The organism is Micromonospora krabiensis (genome assembly GCF_900091425.1).
GTDB lineage: Bacteria > Actinomycetota > Actinomycetes > Mycobacteriales > Micromonosporaceae > Micromonospora > Micromonospora krabiensis.
Genome location: NZ_LT598496.1, coordinates 3,320,641 through 3,340,093, shown reverse-complemented (window position 1 = coordinate 3,340,093; position 19,453 = coordinate 3,320,641). Strand labels below are relative to the sequence as shown.

Annotated in this window: 14 protein-coding genes and 2 pseudogenes; 14 read left to right on the top strand and 2 right to left on the bottom strand. The window is 73.9% G+C overall.

Annotation, left to right across the window (positions count from 1 at the left end; genetic code table 11):
- Positions 1-135: 135 nt before the first annotated feature.
- Positions 136-915 (top strand): electron transfer flavoprotein subunit beta/FixA family protein, encoded by a 780-nt coding sequence (locus GA0070620_RS14880; RefSeq protein ID WP_091591270.1) that lies wholly within the window; start codon positions 136-138, stop codon positions 913-915.
- Between the two features lie 11 nt (positions 916-926).
- Positions 927-1,886, top strand: a complete 960-nt coding sequence (locus tag GA0070620_RS14875) for an electron transfer flavoprotein subunit alpha/FixB family protein (protein WP_091591267.1) — start codon at positions 927-929, stop codon at positions 1,884-1,886.
- A 120-nt stretch (positions 1,887-2,006) separates the two neighbouring features.
- Here the strand turns inward: GA0070620_RS14875 and GA0070620_RS14870 are convergent.
- A pseudogene (locus GA0070620_RS14870) lies at positions 2,007-2,282 on the bottom strand (anti-sigma factor domain-containing protein); the annotation flags it as partial.
- On the opposite strand from GA0070620_RS14870, the pseudogene GA0070620_RS33575 reads away from it, so the two are divergent.
- From GA0070620_RS33575 to GA0070620_RS14845, 6 genes and pseudogenes are all read left to right on the top strand, one after another.
- Positions 2,277-2,375: pseudogene (locus tag GA0070620_RS33575) on the top strand (sortase); the annotation flags it as partial. The pseudogenes GA0070620_RS14870 and GA0070620_RS33575 sit on opposite strands and share 6 nt — an antisense overlap.
- A gap of 87 nt (positions 2,376-2,462) precedes the next feature.
- The gene (locus tag GA0070620_RS14865; protein ID WP_091591263.1) at positions 2,463-3,638 is read left to right on the top strand and encodes a cysteine desulfurase family protein; all 1,176 of its coding nucleotides are present in this window, start codon (positions 2,463-2,465) and stop codon (positions 3,636-3,638) included.
- A gap of 205 nt (positions 3,639-3,843) precedes the next feature.
- Positions 3,844-4,917, top strand: a complete 1,074-nt coding sequence (gene mnmA / locus GA0070620_RS14860; RefSeq protein WP_091591261.1) for a tRNA 2-thiouridine(34) synthase MnmA — start codon at positions 3,844-3,846, stop codon at positions 4,915-4,917.
- A 154-nt stretch (positions 4,918-5,071) separates the two neighbouring features.
- On the top strand, positions 5,072-6,076 hold the full coding sequence (locus GA0070620_RS14855; protein ID WP_091591259.1) for a uroporphyrinogen decarboxylase/cobalamine-independent methonine synthase family protein: 1,005 nt from the start codon (positions 5,072-5,074) through the stop codon (positions 6,074-6,076).
- Positions 6,077-6,113: 37 nt separating this feature from the next.
- Positions 6,114-6,482: a VOC family protein gene (locus tag GA0070620_RS14850; protein ID WP_172836438.1), complete on the top strand. Its 369-nt coding sequence runs from the start codon at positions 6,114-6,116 to the stop codon at positions 6,480-6,482.
- 81 nt (positions 6,483-6,563) lie between these two features.
- Positions 6,564-7,556 carry an ADP-ribosylglycohydrolase family protein gene (locus tag GA0070620_RS14845; RefSeq protein ID WP_091591256.1) on the top strand — a complete coding sequence of 331 codons (993 nt, stop codon included), beginning with the start codon at positions 6,564-6,566 and terminating at the stop codon, positions 7,554-7,556.
- 73 nt (positions 7,557-7,629) lie between these two features.
- On the opposite strand, the gene GA0070620_RS14840 is transcribed toward GA0070620_RS14845, so the two are convergent.
- Complete coding sequence (locus GA0070620_RS14840; RefSeq protein ID WP_091591251.1) at positions 7,630-8,193, bottom strand: type II toxin-antitoxin system PemK/MazF family toxin; 564 nt, start codon at positions 8,191-8,193, stop codon at positions 7,630-7,632.
- Positions 8,194-8,387: 194 nt separating this feature from the next.
- Here GA0070620_RS14840 and ligA point away from each other — a divergent pair, with 194 nt between their 5' ends.
- The 6 genes from ligA to GA0070620_RS14810 all read left to right on the top strand — a co-directional run bounded on the left by ligA (position 8,388) and on the right by GA0070620_RS14810 (position 19,410).
- On the top strand, positions 8,388-10,523 hold the full coding sequence (gene ligA, locus GA0070620_RS14835; protein WP_091591249.1) for an NAD-dependent DNA ligase LigA: 2,136 nt from the start codon (positions 8,388-8,390) through the stop codon (positions 10,521-10,523).
- 159 nt (positions 10,524-10,682) lie between these two features.
- Positions 10,683-13,436: a bifunctional diguanylate cyclase/phosphodiesterase gene (locus tag GA0070620_RS14830; RefSeq protein ID WP_091591247.1), complete on the top strand. Its 2,754-nt coding sequence runs from the start codon at positions 10,683-10,685 to the stop codon at positions 13,434-13,436.
- 162 nt (positions 13,437-13,598) lie between these two features.
- On the top strand, positions 13,599-13,904 hold the full coding sequence (gatC, locus tag GA0070620_RS14825; RefSeq protein WP_091591245.1) for an Asp-tRNA(Asn)/Glu-tRNA(Gln) amidotransferase subunit GatC: 306 nt from the start codon (positions 13,599-13,601) through the stop codon (positions 13,902-13,904).
- 49 nt (positions 13,905-13,953) lie between these two features.
- Complete coding sequence (gene gatA / locus GA0070620_RS14820) at positions 13,954-15,429, top strand: Asp-tRNA(Asn)/Glu-tRNA(Gln) amidotransferase subunit GatA (RefSeq protein ID WP_091591243.1); 1,476 nt, start codon at positions 13,954-13,956, stop codon at positions 15,427-15,429.
- 13 nt (positions 15,430-15,442) lie between these two features.
- Positions 15,443-16,942, top strand: coding sequence for an Asp-tRNA(Asn)/Glu-tRNA(Gln) amidotransferase subunit GatB (gene gatB, locus GA0070620_RS14815; protein WP_091591242.1), 1,500 nt, complete (start codon positions 15,443-15,445; stop codon positions 16,940-16,942).
- Positions 16,943-17,052: 110 nt separating this feature from the next.
- Complete coding sequence (locus tag GA0070620_RS14810) at positions 17,053-19,410, top strand: transketolase-like TK C-terminal-containing protein (RefSeq protein ID WP_091591241.1); 2,358 nt, start codon at positions 17,053-17,055, stop codon at positions 19,408-19,410.
- Positions 19,411-19,453 lie beyond the last annotated feature (43 nt).

The following is a 19,453-nucleotide window of genomic DNA, read 5'->3' as shown; positions in this document are numbered from 1 at the left end:
ACTGGCAGGTAACATGGCGCTCGTGGGCAACTGCACAACCGCCCGTGGTTGACCGACCGTTAAGTCACGCGGCAGGCTGCGCCCCAGACCGGGCGAGCGAATCGCACCACCACACAGGAGGGTCGTCGAAGCGCGATGAACATCGTCGTACTCGTCAAGCAGGTGCCCGATTCGGGCGCGGACCGCAACCTGCGCACTGACGACAACACCGTCGACCGCGGCTCGGCGAACAACGTGATCAACGAGATGGACGAGTACGCCATCGAGGAGGCGTTGAAGATCAAGGAGGCGCACGGCGGCGAGGTCACCGTCCTGACCATGGGTCCGGACCGGGCGACCGAGTCGATCCGCAAGGCGCTCTCCATGGGCCCGGACAAGGCGGTGCACGTCGTCGACGACGCCCTGCACGGCTCCTGCGCCGTGGCCACCTCGAAGGTGCTCGCCGCCGCGCTCGGCACCCTCAACGCCGACCTGGTCATCTGCGGCGCCGAGTCGACCGACGGCCGCGTCCAGGTCATGCCGCACATGATCGCCGAGCGGCTGGGCGTCGCGGCGCTGACCGGCGCCCGCAAACTCACCGTCGACGGCGGCACCCTCACCGTCGAGCGGCAGACCGAGGAGGGCTACGAGGTGGTCTCCGCCGCCACGCCGGCCGTGGTCTCCGTGTGGGACACCATCAACGAGCCGCGCTACCCGTCCTTCAAGGGCATCATGGCGGCCAAGAAGAAGCCGGTGCAGACGCTCTCCCTCGGCGACCTCGGCATCGCCCCGAGCGAGGTCGGCTTCGACGGTGCCACCAGCGCCGTCGTGGAGCACGCCAAGCGTCCGCCGCGCTCCGGCGGCGAGAAGATCACCGACGAGGGCGAGGGCGGCGTCAAGCTGGTCGAGTTCCTCGCCACCGAGAAGTTCGTGTGAGAGGTCAGGACATGTCTGAGGTTCTCGTCGTCGTCGAAGCCACCCGGGAGTTCGGCGTCAAGAAGGTCACCCTGGAGATGCTCACCCTCGCCCGCGAGCTGGGCACCCCCAGCGCGGTGGTGCTCGGCGGCCCCGGCGCGGCCGAGGCGCTGAGCGGCCGGCTGGGCGAGTACGGCGCGGAGAAGATCTACGCCGCGGAGAGCGAGGAGATCGACGGCTACCTGGTGGCTCCGAAGGCCACCGTGCTGGCCGAGCTGGTCCGCCGGGTCGAGCCGGCCGCCGTGCTGCTCGCGTCCTCCCAGGAGGGCAAGGAGATCGCGGCCCGCCTGGCGGTCAAGCTCGACAACGGCATCCTGACCGACGTGGTCGCGCTCGCCGCCGACGGCACCGCCACCCAGGTCGCGTTCGCCGGCTCGACGATCGTCAAGAGCAAGGTGACCCGTGGCCTGCCGCTGGTGACCGTCCGGCCGAACTCGCTCACCCCGGCCCCGGCCGCGGCGACCCCGGCGGTCGAGCAGCTCACCGTCACCGTGGCCGACAGCGACAAGCTCGCCAAGGTCGTGGACCGGGTCGCCGAGCAGAAGGGCTCCCGGCCCGAGCTGACCGAGGCGTCCGTGGTCGTCTCCGGCGGCCGCGGCGTCGGCAACGCCGACAACTTCAAGCTGGTCGAGGAGCTCGCCGACCTGCTCGGCGGCGCCGTCGGCGCGTCCCGCGCGGCGGTCGACTCCGGCTTCTACCCGCACCAGTTCCAGGTGGGCCAGACCGGCAAGACGGTCTCCCCGCAGCTCTACGTCGCGCTCGGCATCTCCGGTGCCATCCAGCACCGGGCCGGCATGCAGACCTCGAAGACGATCGTGGCGGTGAACAAGGACGCCGAGGCGCCGATCTTCGAGCTGGCCGACTTCGGCGTGGTGGGCGACCTGTTCAAGGTCGTGCCGCAGGCCGCCGAGGAGATCCGCAAGCGTAAGTGACCCCGTCACGACGCGAGCCGCCGTCCGGTGATCCGGGCGGCGGCTCGCGTGTGTCGCGGGCCCTTCCGTGCGGTGGAAGGGAGCTGATCGGCGGGCCGGGGAGCTGAGCCGGCCCGCCGATCAGCCCGTCAGGGTGCCCCTCAGCAGGCTGTCGCCGGAGTGGGCGGGCTGGTTGTCGAACTGTTCGGCGGAGACGTCGACCACCGAGTAGGTCCGGAGGTCCACGTTCGGGGGGATCGGCAGCAGCGCGTCCCCCGATCCGGTGCTTAGCGTACCCACCGAGAGCATCTTCAGCGTATCGGGATCGATCAACCAGTCCTCGTAGTACCCCGCGACGCTCGGGAGATTCGCCACGTGCAGGTGCAACTGGTGGTCGCCCAGTATCCGGGCGGCAGCCCTCGCCTCACGCTGATCACCTGCGGCGGCCCGTTCGACGCGGAGGCCCGGCACTACCGGGACAACATCGTGGTCACCGCGGTTCCCGTGTGACGTGTCGGACCGCCCGTCCCGCCCCCCACGCGGGACGGGCGGTCCGGCCACGGGCGACCCGCCCGTCGGCCGTTAGGCTGAGCCGTGATGGCATACCTGGATCACGCGGCGACCACTCCGATGCTCGACGAGGCACTGGAGGCGTACGTCGCCACCGCCCGCGAGGTCGGCAACCCGTCGTCGCTGCACGCGGCGGGCCGGCGCGCCCGGCGCCGGGTCGAGGAGTCCCGGGAGCGGGTGGCCGCGGCGCTCGGCGCCCGACCCTCCGAGGTGATCTTCACCGGCGGGGGGACCGAGAGCGACAACCTCGCGGTCAAGGGCATCTTCTGGGCCCGGCGGGCGGCCACCGACGGTCGACGTCGGGTGGTCTCCAGCGCCGTCGAACACCACGCGGTGCTGGACGCGGTGGACTGGCTGGCCGCCCATGAGGGCGCCGACGTCGGCTGGCTGCCGGTCGACGCCGCCGGTCGGATCGATCCGGAGGTGCTGCGTGCCGAGCTGGCCGCGCACGCCGACCAGGTGGCGGTCGTCACCGCCATGTGGGCCAACAACGAGGTCGGCACCGTCCAGCCGGTGGGCGAGCTGGCCGCCGTCGCCGCCGAGTACGGCGTCCCGTTCCACACCGACGCCATCCAGGCCGTCGGTCAGGTGCCGGTCGACTTCTCCGCCAGCGGCGCCGCCGCGCTGACCGTGACCGGGCACAAGCTCGGTGGCCCGGTCGGGGTGGGCGCCCTCCTGCTCGGCCGGGACGTGGCCGCGACCCCGCTGCTGCACGGCGGCGGTCAGGAGCGTGACATCCGCTCAGGCACCCTCGACACCGCCGGCATCGTGGCCTTCGCGGTCGCCGTGGAGGCGGCGGTCAAGGGGCAGCAGGAGTACGCGGCCCGGGTCGCCGCGCTCCGCGACGACCTGGTGGAACGCGTACGCCAGGCGGTGCCCGAGGTCATCTACAACGGTGACTCGGCGAACCGTCTGCCGGGCAACGCGCACTTCTCCTTCCCCGGCTGCGAGGGCGACGCGCTGCTCCTGCTGCTGGACGCGCAGGGCATCGCCTGCTCCACCGGCTCGGCCTGCTCGGCCGGGGTGGCCCAGCCGTCGCACGTGCTGCTGGCGATGGGCGCCGACGACGACCGGGCACGCTCGTCGCTGCGCTTCACCCTCGGCCACACGTCGACCACCGAGGAGGTCGACGCCCTCATCGCCGCCCTCCCGGGCGCGGTCGACCGCGCCCGCCGCGCCGCCTCCTACCGAACCCCCCGCTGACCCACCCGCCTGCCGCCCCAGCCCTCTCGGCCGCCGACGATCATGCAGTTGTGGTGCCGGACTTCTGATGTTTCGCGGCCTCTGTCACCCACCACAACTGCGTGATCGACTCCCGCGGTGGCCCGCGGTGGCGGGCTGCCCGGGGCGGGCGGGGTGGGGGTGGCGGTGGGGCGGTTAGGGTTGACGGGGTGAAGGGAGCGGGCTGGTGAGGGTGTTGGCGGCGATGTCCGGCGGGGTCGACTCCGCGGTCGCGGCGGCGCGTGCCGTCGAGGCCGGGCACGACGTGACCGGCGTCCACCTGGCGTTGGCGCGCAACCCGCAGACCTACCGCACCGGGGCACGCGGCTGCTGCACCCTGGAGGACTCCCGCGACGCCCGCCGGGCCGCGGACGTGATCGGCATCCCCTTCTACGTGTGGGACATGGCCGACCGGTTCCACGCCGATGTGGTGGACGACTTCGTCGCCGAGTACGCGGCGGGGCGTACGCCGAACCCGTGCCTGCGCTGCAACGAAAAGATCAAGTTCGCGGCGGTGCTGGACCGGGCTGTGGCCCTCGGGTTCGACGCGGTGGTCACCGGCCACCACGCCCGGCTCGGCGCCGACGGCCTGCTGCGCCGCAGCGTCGACCTCGCCAAGGACCAGTCGTACGTGCTCGCGGTGCTCACCCGCGAGCAGCTCGACCGGTCCGTCTTCCCGCTCGGCGACTCCACCAAGGCGGACGTCCGCGCGGAGGCCGCCCGGCGGGGGCTGGCCGTCGCCGACAAGCCGGACTCCCACGACATCTGTTTCATCGCCGACGGGGACACCCGCGGCTTCCTCGCCCAGCGGCTGGGCGAGACGCCCGGCGACGTGGTCGACGCGGCCACCGGAGCGGTGGTCGGCAGCCACGCCGGCGCGTACGCGTACACCGTCGGTCAGCGGCGCGGCCTGCACCTGGACCGGCCGGCTCCGGACGGCCGCCCCCGGTACGTGCTCTCCATCACGCCCAAGACCAACACGGTGACCGTCGGCCCGGCCGAGGCGCTGGAGGTGTCCCAGGTGCGCGGCGAGCGTCCGGTCTGGACCGGCGGGCCGCGCCCCGACGGGCCGATCGAGTGCGAGGTGCAGCTGCGCGCGCACGGTGACGTGGTGCCCGCGACCGTCGCCCTCGACGGCGACACGCTCCACGCCGACCTGCGCCGGCCGGTCCGGGGCGTCGCCGCCGGCCAGGCCGTGGTGGCCTACCGGCCCGACCCCGCCGGTGACATCGTCCTCGGCTCGGCGACCATCGCCTCCTGAAGCGGGCCGTCCCGACGGGTCGGGCACCGGCGGGCCGCCCCCTCGGCGTCCGGCACCGGGCGGGCCGTCCCCTCGGCGATCGGGCATCCGACGCGCCGTCCCCGAGTGTCGGGCGGTGGGCCTGCGCCCGCCGCGCACCGGATACCCTTCGGCCGTGACAGATCAGGCGTGGCCGTGGCCGGCGGGCTCAGCGACCGGCATCGGGTCGCTGCCCGGCACCGACATCGCCGAGGCGCAGCGGATCGTCCTCGGCGAACTCCCCGCCCTGCCCCACCTCCCGGAGCTGCCGGCGCGTGGCCCCGGCGCGGACCTGATCGGTCGTACCGCCGGGCTGCTGGTCGAGATGCCGGTCGAGCTGTACGCGGCCCGCTGGCGCATCGCCCCCCGCCCCGGCCGGGAGCTGCGCCGGGCGCGCGACCTGATGGAACGCGACCTCGACCAGCTCGCCGAGCAGGCCGAGGAGTACGCCGGCCCGGTCAAGGTGCAGGCCGGTGGTCCGTTCACCCTGGCGGCGAGCGTGGAACGGCCGATCGGCGGCCGGCTGCTGCGTGACCCCGGCGCCGTACGCGACCTCGCCGGCTCCCTGACCGAGGGGCTGCGGGAGCACGTGGCGGCCGTCGCCCGCCGACTGCCGCGCGCGTCGGTGCTGCTGCAACTCGACGAGCCGTCCCTGCCGGCGGTACTGGCCGGACGGGTCCCCACCGAGAGTGGCCTCGGCACCTACCCGGCGGCGGAGTCCGGGGTCGCCGCGTCGCTGCTGCGTGACCTCGTCGAGGGCGTCGGCGTCCCCACCGTGGTCCACTGCTGCGCCCCGGACGTGCCCATCGCGCTGATCCGCTCCACCGGTGCCGTCGGCGTCGCCCTGGACCTGTCGCTGGTCACCGACCTGGACCCGCTCGGCGAGGCGATCGACGCGGGGCTCGGGCTGCTGGCCGGCGCCGCGCCGACCCGGGCGCCGTCGACCGGCCGCGCGCCGACGTCGGCCCAGGTGGCCGATCGCGTACGCGAACTCTGGGACCGCCTCAGCTTCCCGCGCGCACGCCTCGCCGAGCAGGTGGTGGTCACTCCGGCCTGCGGGCTCGCCGGCGCGAGCCCCGAGTACGCCCGCGCCGTCCTCACCGCCTGCCGCGACGCCGGGCGGCGACTCGCCGAGGGCTGAGGTTTTCCCGTCGTACCCCCGGGGCAGCATGACGGCCATGATTGGACAGCTGCGTTCCACCGTGATCGACTGCCCCGATCCCCGAGCGCTGGCCGCGTTCTACGCCGAGCTGCTCGGCCTGGACCTGATCGAGGAGAACTCCGACGGCGACGAGTGGGTCGTCCTCGGCGGTCCCCCCGGGCACCAGCCGCGCATCGCGTTCCAGCGGGCGCTCGGCCTGCGGGCGCCGTCCTGGCCGGATCCGGAGCGCCCCCAGCAGTTCCACCTCGACGTGACCGTGGACGACATCGAGGCCGCCGAGAAGGCGGCGCTCGCGCTCGGCGCCCGGCGGCTGCCCGGCGAGGGCGAGGGCTTCCGGGTCTACGCCGACCCGGCCGGTCACCCGTTCTGCCTCTGCTGGGACTGACGCGCGCCCAGTCGTCGGCGGCCGGCCGAAGTGGCGGTCGGCCCCTGGCGCGAGGGTGCGGCGCGTCGGCATGATCATCGGATGACCGACGCCCCGCTCCGTCGCGCCGCCGGGTCCCTGTTCGGCCTCGCCTACGGCGACGCGCTCGGCAAGGAGACCGAGTTCCTGCCCGTCGCCGAGATCGTGCGCCGCCACGGCCCGGGCGGTCCCCGTGACCTCGTCGGTCACCCGGCCCTGGTCACCGACGACACCCAGATGGCCCTCGCGGTCGGCTGGGCGCTGCGCGACGCGCCCGCGCTCACACCCGAGGCGGTCGAGCCGGCGCTGCGGCGGCGGTTCCTGGCCTGGGCGGTCAGCCCGGACAACAACCGGGCTCCCGGCATGACCTGCCTGCGGGCCTGCGCCGAGCTGAGCCGAGGGCTGCCGTGGCAGGAGGCCACCGTCGCCGGCTCGAAGGGCTGTGGGGCCAACATGCGGGTCACCCCGGTCGGGCTGGTCGACGTCGACCTGGACACCCTGGCCGGGCTCGCGCAGCTCCAGGCCGGCCTGACCCACGGTCACCCGACCGGGTTGGCGGCCAGCGAGCTGACCGCGTACGCGGTGCGGCTCCTCCGCGACGGCGCCGCGCTCGCCGACGTGCCCGCGCTGCTCGCCGAGCGGGCGCGGGAGCAGCGGCGGACGTACCGGGCCGAGTGGTTGGGTGACCTGTGGCGGCGCTCCGGCGCGGCCGACCCGGCGGAGTTCATGGCGGCCGGCTGGGACGAGTGCCTCGCCGCGCTCGCCCGGCTGACCGACGCCCTGGCGGGCCCCGACGACGGTGGCGACCCGTGCCGGTTGACCGGTGAGGGGTGGGTGGCCGAGGAGGCGCTGGCCACCGCGCTGTTCTGCGCGCTGCGGCACGCGGACGACCCGGTGGGCGCGTTGGCGCGCGGCGCCACGACCGCCGGGGACTCGGACTCGATCGCCGCGCTCGCCGGCGCGTTCGTCGGCGCGGCAGCCGGCATGCCCGCCTGGCCCACCACCTGGGCGACCCAGATCGAGTACGCCGACCAACTGACCGCGCTGTCCACCTGACCCCGCGCCCCACCGTGCGTGCCGGCCGCCCCCGTCCCACACCGGTCCCGCCGTGGGCGGGTCGGGGTTGGGGTCAGGTGGGGAGGTGGGGGAGGGCGCGTAGGCGGCGCCACAGGGTGGCGTCGCACTCGCCCGCGCGGTCCTGGAAGGCCGTCCGGGGCACCCGGATCGGTTCACTGAGGTCGAGGTAGCTGTCGTGCTCGGCGCCCGGATCCCAGTCCCGGGTCGGGATCGGCACGTGGTCGTCGCGGCCGCTCTTGTCCTGACTGGTGATCTTCAGGACGTCGGCGCCCCGCCCGCCGGCCCGCAGCACCAGGCAGGGGCGGACCTTCGAGCCGCTGCCGTCGGCGTACGGGACGTCGGCCCACCAGATCTCGCCCGGCTGAGGCGATCCGGCGGGAACGTCGTCGGCGGTCCGAGGTCGGGGCGCGGTGGCGGTTCCGCCCGGCGCGCGGCCGGCACCCTCGTCGACGGTGCGACCCGACCCCCGACCGCGCCTCGACCCGCGGTCGGAGGCTCGGTCTGCGGTCCGGTCCCGGCGGCCGGCGCGCTGCCGCCGCTCCTGCCAGAGCCAACCGGCCGCCACGGCGAGCACGATCGCCACCGCCCAGACCGCCCAGACCGCCCATTCCGGCATCTCTGTCCCGCCTCTCGCCCGCGTCCGGCGGATGTGCTCGTCGATGCCGCGCCGACGCGTCCCCGATCGTCGCATGTCAGGGAGGCGGTCGCCGGGCACGGCGCGGCGGGTGGGCGGCGGATTGTCTCACCGGCCCGATACCGTGCCGGAGTAGCGTGATCAGGGGAGGTCAGAGCGTGTCCGAAGGTGGCGGCGTGTCCGAGGAGCAGATCGGCCAGCAGGTCAGCGCGGCGCAGGAGGCGGCGGCGGGCGGCGAGCCGACGCCGGAGGCGCGGGAGCGGCACGCCACGCTGAGCGGTGAGCTGACCGAGCACCAATACCGCTACTACGTGCTCGACTCGCCCACCATCTCCGACGCCGAGTTCGACCGGCAGCTGCGGGAGCTGGAGGCGCTGGAGGCGCAGTTCCCCGCGCTGCGCACCCCCGACTCGCCGACGCAGCGGGTCGGCGGCACGTTCTCCACCGACTTCACCCCGGTCACCCACGCGGAGCGGATGCTCTCGCTCGACAACGCGTTCGCCGACGAGGAATTGGCCGCGTGGGCCGAGCGGGTCGAGCGCGACGCGGGCGGCCCGGTGCCCTACCTGTGCGAGCTGAAGGTGGACGGCCTGGCCATCAACCTCACCTACGAGGGCGGTCGGCTGGTCCGCGCGGCGACCCGTGGCGACGGCCGCACCGGCGAGGACGTGACGGCCAACGTCCGCAGCATCCGGGACGTGCCAGGCCGGCTCACCCCGTCCGCCGAGTTTCCCGAGGTGCCCGATCTCCTGGAGGTCCGGGGCGAGATCTACTTCCCGGTGGCGGCCTTCGCCGACCTCAACGCCGGTCTGGTCGAGCAGGGCCGGGCCCCGTTCGCCAACCCGCGCAACGCCGCCGCCGGCAGTCTCCGCCAGAAGGACCCCCGGGTCACCGCCTCGCGGCCACTGCGCCTCGTGGTGCACGGCATCGGCGCCCGGCGCGGCTTCCAGCCCGCGGCGCAGTCCGAGTCCTATGCCGCGCTCAAGGCGTGGGGCCTGCCCACCAGCGACCGCTGGAGGGTGGTGGACGACCTCGCCGGGGTCGCGGACTACATCGCCTACTACGGCAAGCACCGGCACGACGTCGAGCACGAGATCGACGGCGTGGTGGTCAAGGTCGACCCGGTGTCGATCCAGGGCCGGCTCGGCTCGACCAGCCGCGCGCCCCGCTGGGCCATCGCGTTCAAATACCCGCCACAGGAGGTGACCACCAAGCTGCTCGACATCGACGTCAACGTCGGGCGCACCGGACGGGTCACCCCGTTCGCCGTCCTCGAACCGGTCCGGGTGGCCGGCTCCACCGTCGCGCTGGCCACCCTGCACAACGCCCGCGAGGTCGAACGCAAGGGCGTGCTGATCGGTGACACGGTGGTGCTGCGCAAGGCCGGCGACGTGATCCCCGAGGTGCTCGGCCCGGTGGTCGACCTGCGCCCGGCCGACGCCCGACCGTTCGTCATGCCGACCACCTGCCCGGCCTGCGGCACGCCGCTCGCGCCGGCTAAGGAGAGCGACGTCGACATCCGCTGCCCCAACGGCCGGGCCTGCCCGGGGCAGATCCGCGAGCGCGTCTTCTACCTGGCCAGCCGCAAGGTGCTCGACATCGAGGTGCTCGGCGAGAAGGGTGCCGCGGCGCTGCTGGACGCGCAGATCATCACGAACGAGGGCGACCTGTTCCAGCTCGACGCCGAGCAGTTGAGCCGTTCGCCGTTCTTCGTCAACAAGGACGGCAGCCTGGGCAGCAACGCGACGAAGCTGCTCGACAACCTGGCCGTCGCGAAGGAACGCGACCTGTGGCGCGTGCTGGTCGCGCTCTCCATCCGCCACGTCGGCCCCACGGCCGCGCAGGCGCTCGCCCGGCACTTCCGGTCCGTGGAGGCGATCGACAGGGCCAGCGAGGAGGAACTGTCCTCGGTCGACGGGGTGGGCCCGACCATCGCCGCCAGCATCCGGGAGTGGTTCGCGGTCGACTGGCACCGCGAGGTCGTCCGCAAGTGGGCCGAGGCCGGCGTACGCATGGCGGAGGAGGCGGTCGACGAGGGGCCGCGTCCGCTGGAGGGGCTCACCGTGGTGGTCACCGGCACGCTGGCCGGGTTCTCCCGCGACCAGGCCGCCGAGGCCGTGCAGAGCCGGGGCGGCAAGGTGAGCGGCTCGGTCTCCAAGAAGACCAGCTTCGTGGTGGTCGGTGACAACCCGGGCTCCAAGGCCGACAAGGCGGCGTCCCTCAAGGTGCCGGTCCTCGACGAGGACGGCTTCCGCCGGCTGCTCGACGAGGGCCCGGAGGCGGCCCGCGCGGTGGCCCGCATCGAGGGCTGACCGTTCCGCCCCTGGTGCGATGCGCGGCTGACCGCGTATACCAAGTTAATTACGACTACGACCGATTCGTGACTGTCATACCGGGGAACCCGGCACCGAGGGCGTTTCATTGGTGCACGGCGTGTGAACAGGCACGTCGACCGTTGTCCGGGAGGTGTGATGGAGGTCGCCGACCCGCGCAACGTCGTCCCGGCCGGACGGGTGGCGCCGTTCGTCACCTTCATCGCCGCCGTCCTGGCACTGGCCCTGGCGTTCTCGGCCGGTCCACTGGCGACGCTGCCGGATCAGCTGGCCGAGCTGCCGATCGCGTTCTGGACCATGGCGGCGCTCGCGGTCGTCTGTGACGCCCGGCCGTTCGTCCCGCCCGGTCGTCGGCAGTCGTCGGCGGTCTTCCCGTCGACCTGCTTCACCTTCGCCATCCTGCTCGGCTGGGGGCTGGGACCGGCGGTGGCGGTGCAGGCGATCGCCGTGATCGTGTCCGGCTGGCGCCTGCGCCACGCCGCCTGGCGCACCGCGTTCAACGTCGGCCAGTACGCGTGCGCGCTGGCCTCGGCGTACGCGGTCATCCGGTTCGGCCCGGGCCCGGTCTTCGCCGGCGGCGAGCTGCACGGGTCCGACGTGGTGGCGTTGGGCGGGGCGACGGTGGCCTGGTTCCTCGTCAACTACTGCCTGGTCAGCACCGCCGTGCGGCTCCGCTTCGGGGAGCGGTGGTGGCCGAGCTTCCGGGAAGGGCTGGCGTTCGAGCTGCTCTCCACGGGGTCGCTGCTGCTGCTCGCGCCGGTGCTGGTCGCCGCGGCCCGCACGAGCGCGGCCCTGATCCCGCTGGTGCTGGTGCCGCTGTTCGCCGTCTACCGGATGGCCCGGCTGACCGTGGAGCAGCAGCAGTTGGCGTCGCTCGACCCGCTCACCGGCCTGCCCAACCGCAAGGCGCTGCTGGGTGAGGTCGCCGAGCAGGTCCACCTGCACGCTGAACGGTCGGTGCGCGGAGAGCCCGACGGCCACCTTGCGCTGCTCCTGATCGACCTGGATCGGTTCAAGAACGTCAACGACGCCCTCGGGCACGCTGTGGGCGACCGCCTGCTGGTCGAGGTCAGCCAGCGACTGACCGCCGTGGTCGCCGGCCGGGACATGGTCGCCCGGCTGGGCGGTGACGAGTTCGCCATCGTGATGACCGGGCTCGTCGACGTCGCCGAGGCCCGCGAGTTGGCCGACCGGGTGGTGCGGACGCTCGCCGAGCCGGTGCCGCTGGACGGCCTGCCGCTGGACGTCGGCGGTTCGATCGGCATCGCGCTCTTTCCCGAGCACGGCGAGGACTTCGCCACGCTGATGCGTCACGCCGACGTGGCCATGTACGACGCGAAACACCGCAACGACACCGTGGCGGTGTACGCCGCCGAGTCCGACCACAACTCCGCCGAACGTCTGGGCCTGCTGGCCGACCTGCGCCGCGTGCTGGAGTCCGGTCCCACGCACGAGGACGACGCCGACAGCGTCACCGGCGCGAGCGGCGTCGCCGGTCAGGGCGTCGGCGGGTTCACCTCCGCGACCGGGTCGACGGGAACCGGCGGGGACGACGCGCAGTCGGTCGCTGGTGTACGGGGCGGCGACGGCGCCGCGCTCGCCACCGCCGACAGTCCGGTACCGGCCACCGCCGCCAACCCGGTGCCGGCCGTCGCCGACGCGGACGACGATCCGGCGCGTGCCCCCGTCGCCGAGAAGGGCGGTCGGGCGGGGCGGTGGCGACTGCGTCGTCGGGCCGGTCGCCCGGCGGTGGTGCCGGAGGACGAGCTGATCAGCCGGATCGTGACCGGCGCGGACCCGATCCGCGGGCGGGCCGGCCGTCCCGCCGCGATCGTCGACCGTGGCTCGGTCATCGACCGGAGGCCCGCCAACGGCCGTCGACCGGCGGCGAACCCGGTCGACGCCCCCGACGCCGGTACGGGAAGACCTGACGCCGGCACGGGTGGGCCCGACGGAGGTGCCGGAAGGTTCGACGGCCGGGACAGGGTGCCCCGGCCGGCCCGCAATGGTTCCCCGTCCGCGGAACCGGAGCGTCCGCCCGGCCGCCCGGCCGCCGACCGGCCGCGGAGCCGGCGCGCCGACCGGGATGGGGACGCCGACCCGGCCGCCGACGCGGGCGAGATCACCATGTACTACCAACCGCAGATCGCCATCGCCACCGGCGAAGTGGTGGGTGTGGAGGCCCTGCTGCGCTGGCGGCACCCGCGGCGCGGCATGGTCGACCCGGAGGAGTTGATCCGGGTCGCCGAGCAGAGCGCGGTGATGCGGCTGCTCACCCGGCGGGTGGTGGACGACGTGGTGGAGCAGTTGGCCAAGTGGTCGGCCGCCGGCATCGGGCTGCGGGCCGCGCTCAACGTCAGCGTCCGGGACCTGCACACCGGCGAGATCGCCGAGCAGATCGCGGACCGGCTGGCCCGGTACGGCGTACCGCCGGAACGGCTGCAACTGGAGATCACCGAGGGGGCCCTGATGGCCGACCCCCGGCGGGTGCTGGCCACCATCTCCCGGCTGCACCGCATCGGCGTGGCCATCGCGCTGGACGACTTCGGCACCGGCTACTCGTCCCTGCAGCATCTGCGCCGGCTGCCGCTGTCCGAGGTCAAGGTGGACCGCAGTTTCGTCCTGGGGATGGCCGACGACGCCGACGACGCGGCGATCGTCCGGTCGATGATCGAGCTGGCCGGGGCCCTCGGCCTGCGGGTCGTCGCCGAGGGCGTGGAGGACGAGCGGACCTGGCGGATGCTGCACGCCGCCGGCTGCGACGCCGCGCAGGGTTGGTTCTACGCCCGCCCGATGCCGGCCGAGGAGCTGGCCACCTGGCTGGCGCGCTACCGCCCGCTGCGTCCCACCGGCGGCCCCGACGCGGGCGGCCCGCGCCGGCCCGCCCGGTAGCGGCCGGTCCGACCTCGGGGACCCGGCACCCGGCCATAGGGGGAGTCGGAGACGCGACGCCGGCGCGGAACAATAGACTCGCTCCGGTCACCGCGCGTCACTCCGTACTGCCGCGCGGTCGGCACACCGGCCGGACACAGACCGTCACGAAGGGGGCACCGGATGGCCGCCATCTCCCGCGAGGAGGTCGCGCACCTCGCGCGCCTGTCGCGGCTCGCCGTCACCGAGGAGGAGCTGGACACGTTCGCCGGCCAGCTCGACGTGATCCTCCAGGCGGTCGCCCAGGTCGGCAAGGTCGCCGCGGCGGACATCCCGCCGACGTCGCACTCGGTGCCGCTGACGAACGTCCTCCGCGAGGACGTCGAGACGCCGTGCCTGACCCCCGAGGAGGCGTTGTCCGGCGCGCCGGACGCCGAGGAGCAGCGGTTCCGCGTACCGCGGATCCTGAACGAGGACCTGGCGTCATGAGCGACCCAATCACCAGGCGCAGGGCGTGGGAGCGAAGCGAGGCGACGGCATGAGCGACCTGACCAGAATGACCGCGGCGGAGATCGCCGGGCTGGTGGCCGGCGGGGAGACCTCCGCCGTCGAGGTCACCCAGGCCCACCTCGACCGGATCGCCGCGGTCGACGAGCAGGTGCACGCGTTCCTGCACGTCGACGGCGAGGGCGCGCTGGCCGCGGCGCGCGCGGTGGACGAGCGTCGGGCGGCCGGCGAGCCGCTCGGGCCGCTCGCGGGCGTGCCGGTCGCGGTGAAGGACGTGCTCGCCACCAAGGGCGTGCCGACCACCGTCGGCTCCAAGATCCTGGAGGGCTGGCGGCCGCCGTACGACGCCACCATCGTCGAGCGGCTGCGGGCCGCCGGCACGGTGATGCTCGGCAAGACGAACATGGACGAGTTCGCGATGGGCTCCTCCACCGAATACTCGGCGTACGGCCCGACCCGCAACCCGTGGGACCTCAGCCGGATCCCCGGCGGCTCGGGTGGCGGCAGCTCGGCGGCCCTGGCCGCGTACGAGGCGCCGCTGGCGATCGGCTCGGACACCGGCGGCTCGATCCGCCAGCCCGGCGCGGTCACCGGCACCGTGGGCGCGAAGCCGACCTACGGCGGCACGTCCCGCTACGGGCTGGTGGCGTTCTCGTCGTCGCTGGACACGCCCGGCCCGTGCGCGCGTACGGTGCTCGACGCCGCGCTGCTGCACCATGCCATCGCCGGACACGACCCGCGTGACTCGACGTCGATCCCGCAGCCGGTGCCCGACGTGGTGGCGGCGGCGAAGCTCGGCGCGACCGGCGACCTGACCGGTGTGAGGCTCGGCGTCGTCAGCGAGTTCATGGGCGAGGGCGCCGAGCCGGGTGTCATGGCGGCGTTCCGCGAGGCCGTCGACACGCTCACCAAGCTGGGCGCCGAGATCGTCGAGGTCTCCTGCCCGCACTTCACGTACGCGCTGCCGGCGTACTACCTGATCGCCCCGAGCGAGTGCTCCTCCAACCTGGCCCGGTTCGACGGCGTCCGGTTCGGCCTGCGGGTCGGCGACGACGGCAACCGGTCGCTGGAGGAGGTCATGTCGCTGACCCGCGAGGCCGGCTTCGGGCCCGAGGTCAAGCGCCGCATCATGATCGGGACGTACGCGCTGTCGTCGGGTTACTACGACGCCTACTACGGACAGGCGCAGAAGGTCCGTACGCTCATCACCCGGGACTTCACCGCGGCGTTCGAGCAGGTGGACGCGCTGATCTCGCCGACCACCCCGTTCGTGGCATTCCCGATCGGGGCGCGCACCTCCGACCCGTACCAGATGTACCTGGCCGACCTGTTCACCATCCCGACGAACCTGTACGGCGGCCCCGGCATCTCGGTGCCGTGCGGCCTGTCCGAGGGGCTGCCGGTGGGTCTGCAGGTGATGGCCCCGACGATGGCCGACGACCGGATGTACCGGGTCGCCGCCGCGCTGGAGAGCGCGGTCGGCACGTTCACCCCACCGGCACTGTGAGGCAGGAGAACCGATGACGACGACGCTGCCCGCGTACGACGAGGTCGTCGCGCGCTACGAGCCGGTGATCGGCCTGGAGACCCACGTCGAGTTGGGCACCCGCACCAAGATGTGGTGCGGCTGCCCGACCGACTTCGGCGGCGAGCCGAACACCCGGGTCTGCCCGGTCTGCCTGGGCCTGCCCGGTTCGCTGCCGGTGGCCAACAAGGCGGCCATCGAGGCGACCATCCGGATCGGCCTGGCGCTGAACTGCTCGATTGCCGAGTGGTGCCGGTTCGCCCGGAAGAACTACTTCTACCCGGACATGCCGAAGAACTTCCAGATCAGCCAGTACGACGAGCCGCTGTGCTTCGACGGCTACCTGGACGTCGAGGTGAACGGCGAGACCGTGCGGATCGGCATCGAGCGGGTGCACCTGGAGGAGGACACCGGCAAGACGCTGCACGTCGGTGGCGCCACCGGCCGCATCCACGGTGCGACCGAGTCGCTGGTCGACTACAACCGCGCCGGCATCCCGCTCGTGGAGATCGTCACCAAGCCGATCCCGGGAACCGGTGCGCTCGCGCCCGAGGTGGCTCGCGCGTACGTCACCGAGCTGCGCGACGTGATCCGCTCCCTGGGCGTATCCGACGTCCGGATGGAGGAGGGTTCGCTGCGCTGCGACGTGAACACGTCGCTGAACCTCCCCGGCGAGGAGTGGGGCACCCGTACCGAGACGAAGAACGTCAACTCGCTGCGGTCGGTGGAGCGGGCGGTCCGCTCGGAGATGCTGCGCCAGGCGTCCGTGCTGGACGCGGGCGGCCGGATCACGCAGGAGACCCGGCACTTCCACGAGGACACCGGCGACACCACCCCGGGCCGGTCCAAGGAGACCGCCACCGACTACCGGTACTTCCCGGAACCGGACCTGGTGCCGCTCGCGCCGGACACCGCCTGGGTCGCCGAGCTGAAGGCCGCCCTGCCGGAGCTGCCGCGGCTGCGCCGCAAGCGGATCCAGCAGGACTGGGGCCTGTCGGACCTGGACATGCAGTCGGTGGTCAACGCCGGCGCGGTGGAGCTGATCGAGGCGACCGTGGCGGCGGGCGCCACCCCGGCCGCCGCCCGCAAGTGGTGGCTGGGTGAGCTGTCCCGGCGGGCCAACGAGACCGGCGTGGACCTGGCCGACATCGGCGCCACCCCGGCGCAGGTCGCCGAGCTGCAGGGCCTGGTCGACGCCGGCAAGCTCAACGACAAGCTGGCCCGGACCGTCCTGGAGGGCGTGGTGGCCGGCGAGGGCTCGCCGACCGAGATCATGACCAACCGCAACCTGGAGGTCGTCTCGGACACCGGCGCGCTCACCGCCGCCGTGGACGAGGCCATCGCCGCCAACCCGGCCATCGCCGACAAGGTCCGCAGCGGCAAGGTCGCCGCAGCGGGCGCGCTGGTCGGCGCGGTCATGAAGGCCACCCGCGGCCAGGCCGACGCCGCGACCGTCCGCACCCTGATCCTGGAGCGCCTGGGCGCCGAGGGCTGACCTCACCCGACCCGGCCCGAGCCGCGGCCCCCGTGGCCGTTCGGCGAGGGCCGGTGTCGTACCACCCCCACCCCCGTGGGCGTCAACGGCGACGCCCGGATGGAGCCACCGTGAACCAGCACGACCTCGACGTCCTCGACGAGATCCAGCGGCGGGTGCTCTGGCTCGCCACCCGCATCGTGGACGCGGCCAACCACGACCGGCGGACCGGCGACGGCGTGAAGGTCGGCGGCCACCAGGCGTCCAGCGCGTCGCTGGTCACCGCGATGACCGCGCTCTGGTTCGCGCACCTGGACGCCGCCGACCGGGTGGCGGTCAAGCCGCACGCCTCTCCGGTGTTCCACGCCATCCAGTACCTGCTGGGCAACCTGGACCGCCCGTACCTGACGACGCTGCGCGCGCGGGGTGGCCTCCAGTCGTACCCGTCGCGCACGAAGGACCCGGACGAGGTGGACTTCTCCACCGGCTCCGTCGGGCTGGGCGCGGCGGCCCCGCTGTTCGCCGCGGCCACCCGCCGCTACGTCGACGCGCACTTCGGCCCCCGCCCGCGGTCCCGGTTCGTCGCGCTGATCGGCGACGCCGAGCTGGACGAGGGCAATATCTGGGAGGCGGTCGCCGACCCGGCCACCACGGGCCTCGGCGACGTGATGTGGCTGGTGGACTTCAACCGGCAGTCCCTGGACCGAGTGGTCCCGGGGGTGCGGATCAACCAGTGGCGGGGGCAGTTCGAGGCCGCCGGCTGGCACGTGGTCGAGGTCAAGTACGGCCGTCGGCTGGCCGAGGCGTACGGCCGGCCGGGCGGCGCGGCGCTGCGCGACTGGATCGACGCGATGCCCAACGAGCAGTACCAGTCGCTGTTCGGGCTGGCCGGGCCGGCGCTGCGCAAGCAGTTCCTCGACGGCGCGCCGGACGGCATCGAGTCGTTCATCGCCGACATCCCCGACGACGAGCTGGGTCCGCTCGTCACCGACCTGGGCGGGCACGACCTCGCGGCGCTGCTCGACGCGTACGCCCAGTGCGATGCGGTCACCGACCGGCCCAGCGTGGTGTTCGCGTACACGGTCAAGGGGTGGGGCCTGCCGATCGCGGGCAACCCGCGCAACCACTCGCAGCTGCTCACCGGCGAGCAGGTCGACGCCCTGCGCGCCGCGCACGGCCTGACCCCGGAGACCGAGTGGGACCGGCTCGACCCGGCCACCCCGGCCGGAATCCGGGCCGGCGAGCGCCGGGAGGCGCTGTCCCGCGCGCCGCGCCGGCGGGCGCTGGGGGTCACCGTTCCGGAGACCACCAAGGTACGCGCGAACAAGCCCGTCTCGACGCAGGAGGTCTTCGGCCGGGTGCTGGTGGACCTGGCCCGGGACCCGGAGGTGGGTCGCTATCTGGTGACCACCGCCCCGGACGTGGCGACCTCCACCAACCTCGCCGGGTTCATCAACAAGACCGGGGTGTTCGCCCCGACGGCGCGGCGGTCCTGGACGGAGGACCGGATGCTGCGCTGGACCGAGGGCCCGTCCGGGCAGCACATCGAGCTGGGCATCTCGGAGATGAACCTGTTCCTGCTGCTGGGTCAGCTCGGCCTGGCCTGGGACCTGTCCGGCCAGCCGCTGCTGCCGATCGGCACGGTCTACGACCCGTTCGTGCTCCGCGGCCTCGACGCGTTCCTCTACGGCACCTACTCCGGCTCCCGGTTCGTGGTGGCCGGCACCCCGTCGGGCATCACCCTGGCCCCCGAGGGCGGCGCCCACCAGTCGACCATCACCGCCTCCGTCGGGCTGGAGCTGCCCGGGGTGACGTTCGTGGAGCCCGCGTACGCGGTCACCCTGGACTGGCTGCTCTGCGACGCCCTCGGCCAGATCGCCGCCGGCTCGCCGGCCTCCGCGACGGCCGCCCCCGCCGAGGACGGCGCGTACTACTTCCGGCTCAGCACCCGGCCGATCGACCAGGCGCCGTTCGAGGCGGCCCGGGCCCGCCTCGGCGACGCGGTGCTGCGCCGGCAGGTGGTCGCCGGCGCGTACCGGCTGGTCGACGCCCACCAGGCCCACCCGCACCTGGCCGACGCGCCGGTCGTGCAGCTCGCCGCCTCCGGCGCGGTGCTGCCGGAGGTGCTGGCCGCGGCGGCGGAGCTCGCCGACGAGGGCATCGCCGCGCACGTCGTCGACATCACCTCGCTGGACCGGCTCTACCGGGCGTGGCAGCGCACGCTGCGGCAGGGCGTCCGCACGGCGACCGTGCCGAGCGTGCCGGGCGCGCTGCGCGCGGCCTTCGACCCTCGGTCGCCGATCGTCACCGTGCACGACGCCGCGTCGCACGCGATGGCGTGGCTCGGGTCGGCCCTGGGCGTCCCGGGGGTGCCGCTCGGCGTGGACGAGTTCGGCCAGTCCGGCAGCGTCGCGGAGCTGTACGAGCTGCACGACCTGCTGCCCGGCAGCATCGTCAACGCCGCCCTGGCCGCGCTCTCCCTGCGCTGAGGGGCCCGGCGGGACCGCCGTCGCCGGGGCCGCACGGGTCGGG